General features: G+C 38.1%; 4 protein-coding genes and 2 pseudogenes. All 6 read left to right on the top strand.

What is annotated here, in order from left to right:
* Positions 1–1,436: pseudogene (locus STRDD11_RS14595) on the top strand (hypothetical protein); the annotation flags it as partial.
* Position 1,437: 1 nt separating this feature from the next.
* On the top strand, positions 1,438–1,809 hold the full coding sequence (locus STRDD11_RS09995; protein WP_128837190.1) for a hypothetical protein: 372 nt from the start codon (positions 1,438–1,440) through the stop codon (positions 1,807–1,809).
* Entirely contained in the window at positions 1,802–2,347 is a 546-nt protein-coding gene (locus STRDD11_RS09990) for an RNA 2'-phosphotransferase (RefSeq protein ID WP_128837189.1), read from the top strand. Before STRDD11_RS09995 ends, STRDD11_RS09990 begins: the two co-directional genes overlap by 8 nt.
* 42 nt (positions 2,348–2,389) lie before the next feature.
* On the top strand, positions 2,390–2,611 hold the full coding sequence (locus STRDD11_RS09985) for a hypothetical protein (protein WP_128837188.1): 222 nt from the start codon (positions 2,390–2,392) through the stop codon (positions 2,609–2,611).
* Between the two features lie 63 nt (positions 2,612–2,674).
* Positions 2,675–2,890 (top strand): annotated as a pseudogene (locus STRDD11_RS09980) (hypothetical protein); the annotation flags it as partial.
* Positions 2,887–3,492: a hypothetical protein gene (locus tag STRDD11_RS09975; RefSeq protein ID WP_128837187.1), complete on the top strand. Its 606-nt coding sequence runs from the start codon at positions 2,887–2,889 to the stop codon at positions 3,490–3,492. The pseudogene STRDD11_RS09980 and the gene STRDD11_RS09975, both read left to right, overlap by 4 nt.
* The last annotated feature ends 241 nt before the right edge of the window (positions 3,493–3,733 follow it).

Genomic DNA, 3,733 nt, shown 5'->3' with positions numbered 1-3,733 from the left:
CGGCTCAGGTGTCCCAGTATTTTGCAGATAGTCTGCAGGTTTTGGGCATAGCTATTCAAGGAGCGACGCAGCTTAGTCAGGTGTTGGTAGACAGTGAGGGTAATTACTCTACTGATGGCATAGATATGAGTTGGTCTACTAAGATGAAGGCTCAGAAGATTCAGACTGTTTCAAAGAGTGATTATCGGACACCACAAGAACAGGCTATAGACAAGGCTGTCAAAGATATGAAGTTATCCGGTGCTGCTGAAATCTATTACCGAAGTAAGCTCGCAGAGAAGTTGCAGGGCAAACCACGTTCTGAATGGAAGAAGATTATTTCAAACTTTAATAAAGTTCTTAAGACAGATAAAGGGGAGAATCTCCTGGATGTTTTCAATATGTCCCGAGCTGAGATTGAGGAAAAGTATCAGGATATCATAACTGCCTATCACCGGGGTGAAACCAAGGACTATCGCTGGCTCGGAAAACAGGGGCAGCTCGGCATGGTTAGGGCGGACATGGTCATCGAACGTTACAAACAGACACTGATCGAAGAACCAGGTCTCAGCCCAAGCACTCTTAAAAAAGTAGATCCGGCCTTCAAGAAGAAGATTGACGGCATGAATCAGAAAGAGTTGGAGAAAGCCTACCCTGATTTTCGATGGAGTCCGCTTGCTCCTCTTCTGGCTCGTGGTTTTTATTCTTCTGAGACAGACCAAGCCAATGATTTGTATTTGGTAGCCCGCTATCAGGAGCTGGACAGCCAGAATCCTGTCAGCAAGCACAATCCCCATTTTGACCAAAAACGCTTTGAGCATATCGTCAAGACGGGGATTGACCCAGTCACTAACAAGGCAGCGGATAAGGACCTCAAAGCCTACGCCGAGAACTATGTCAAGTTTGCGCCGACCATCAAAACCGGCTATGATTTTCTTATGGTGGGCATGGCAGCTTGGAGTTGGAATGCCTATAACAAGGATTTGAAGAACCAAAAAGCCAATGCCCAGATTGATGAATATTATCAGGTCAAGGATGCGGTGAGGAATAATGTTGTAAAAGATATTCCTGAAAAAATTGGAATGCCTGATAACGCTAATTATGCTCAAAAAACGTACAGTAACTCGTTTAGTGAAATTGGCAGAGAAAAATATTCTGAACTAGCAGGGAAACCAATTAATACAATTGATGACTTGGTTAAGGCCATAAATACTAAAAAAATAAGTATAGGAGAGTTACCGGTTGAATATATTGAAAGAGATGGAAATACTTTGATATTGAACACTAGAACTTCCCAAGCACTAACTCAAGCTGGTATTCCAAGGAGTGAATGGTTCACAATTAATAGAACAGGAGACTCTTTATACGAGTCATTACTTGATGGTCAATTAAAGCGTAACAAATTAACTTCTGAAGGCATCTCAGATGTTAGACCTAGCACGAGAAAAGGAAATTAATATGAATATTACAGAAAAATATGTTTTACCAATGTTTTCATCAAATTTAGAAAAAGATCCTATTATTGAAATAAAAGGAATGCAGGTTTCTATTACAATAGCAGGCTATGATGACGAGGAAAATTTTAGTGAAGTTATATTGAAATTCTATTCAGTGATTGAATTTACTAAAACATCTCCTGTTTTTGGGATAATTGATGGTTCTTATGATACACTTGTAGAGGTGGAAAGTTCTGAAAGGCTGATTGAGTTAGAAGCAATCAACAACCGTGAATACTCATTTTGGTCCCCTAAGCACTATGCTCTTTATTTAGATGGATATGGATTTTTCCAAATATTTGCCAAAAAATTCGAGGTAGAAAAACTTGTTTGATTATCAAAAACTGAGCAGAGAAATTTCATATATTTTAAGACATAATCCTCAAAAATACAATTTAACGTTGGATAAAGAGGGATGGGCAGACATTAATGATTTATTGCAAAAATTAAATGCTAACTCAGAATGGGGTGGTCTCTCTAAGAATGATTTAGAAAAAATGATTGCTTCTTCTGATAAAAGAAGACATGAAATCCAGTCTAATAAGATTCGAGCTTTTTACGGCCATTCGCTCAAAGATAAACTGCAAAAAAATCCTTGTCAACCACCTAATGTTTTATATCATGGAACCGTTGAAAAATTTTTGGACTCTATTCTTGAAAAAGGTCTAATTTCAAAGAAACGACAGTATGTTCATCTATCTACAGCTCCTGAAACAGCTATAAAGGTTGCTTTAAGACGAGATAAAAAGGCCATTATTTTAAAAATTGATGCCCAAAAGGCCTGGGATTCAGGAGTAAAGTTTTATCTTGGGAATGAAGATGTTTGGCTTTCAGAGCCGATTGCTAGTAAATTTATATCTGTTTTGGAATAATTATTGAGATTAGGATGTACTATCTCAATTAGGAAAAGAAAAATGTATTTTATCTGGGCATGCTGTGTCTATCTTGATGATAAGAAAATAGGAAATAAATCATTTTGCAGCATTTCCGATGATAAGGAGGAAGCTGTTTATTATATTGAAAAAACAAACGAACTGACTTTTACTGAATTGGGAACAACGATTTATTTTTCTTATTCAAGAAAAGATTTAATTCAAGTGAATAATATTGTTTATCCAACATATAGGGTGGATTGATATGAAAGAAATCAAAATTCAGTTTGATTATAAATGCTATCCCTTGTGGATTTATGAAGCTAAACATGGTTAACAATCGAGGAATTTAAGAAAAAGTACGAAGATATTCTATCTCTAACCTTTGACGAAGCCAATGAGATGAGTCTGGAAGAAATTCAAACGATGGATGCTGTAGACGATCCCATTTGGGAAGAGTTGGATAGGAAGCGCGAGGAATACATTAAAATCCATGGTGAAGTGGAATTGGATGATGAATACGAAGACGAGGAAGATGAGTGAGACTATATCTTAAAGGCAACTACGAAACTAGTATCGATCAAACTGGTATGGAATACCCTTGTAAAATGTGGTTCAAGGAACGTAAGGGAGTGAAAGTTGGTTTTTCTTATGCACTTGATGATGATTTTTATTTGAGTTTGACTCTAGATAAATTTTCTTCAAATGATGAGCGTTGGGGAATGGCTGATTTTAAAATAGGAAATGACTCTTGGGCGGCTTTTAAGCGTGAAAATTTAAATTTTGAAGATTCCTATGAAAGCGATGGGCGGGAAAAAGGAGACTATCTCCGAATCATCACGACTCATAAGGCTATTCTAACGGTTGATAAGCGCGACATGTATATTATGGCAATCGAAGTGGCGACTGCAATAGACGGTCAAATCATCGAAGACGACAAAGAAACTTGGCTGAGCATTGAAGAATTTAAAGCAAAACATGCAGACCTGCTGCATTTGACCTACGATGAAGCGGTCGATATTAGTTTGGAGGAACTAGAGGTTATGGAGGCGGTAGATGAACCGCTTTGGGATGAATTGCATAAGGGATGGGAGGAGTACATAGCCATTCACGGCGAACGCGTTTATGACGACGAGGACGAATGAAATTATACTTAAAAGGTGATTACAGCAAGGAGCTTCCGTTTGATTATTTGGAATTGGTGAGTTGGACTATGTCATCTATCTGCGGCTTGTGTCCTGTCTAGTGTGTATTTTCATCATTTCTCTACAAATAAAAGTTCTGCCATTTGCTGCAGAACTTTTATTTTTCTTTTCCTCCAATTCCAGCGGCATAAAGGTTGCCGTGACTCGGCCGATGAGCTTGGGTTCTTCTTCATGGGGGATA

Source organism: Streptococcus sp. DD11, from assembly GCF_001578865.1.
Lineage (GTDB): Bacteria > Bacillota > Bacilli > Lactobacillales > Streptococcaceae > Streptococcus > Streptococcus panodentis.
Note: the sequence above shows the minus strand (reverse complement) of the source record. Positions and strands in the feature narration are given on the sequence as shown.

What these genes read in the sequence shown, in the direction of transcription:
- STRDD11_RS09995 (WP_128837190.1), top strand. Translation starts at nt 1,438, where the DNA reads ATGAATATTACAGAAAAATATGTTTTACCAATGTTTTCATCAAATTTA.
- STRDD11_RS09985 (WP_128837188.1), top strand. Translation starts at nt 2,390, where the DNA reads ATGTATTTTATCTGGGCATGCTGTGTCTATCTTGATGATAAGAAAATA.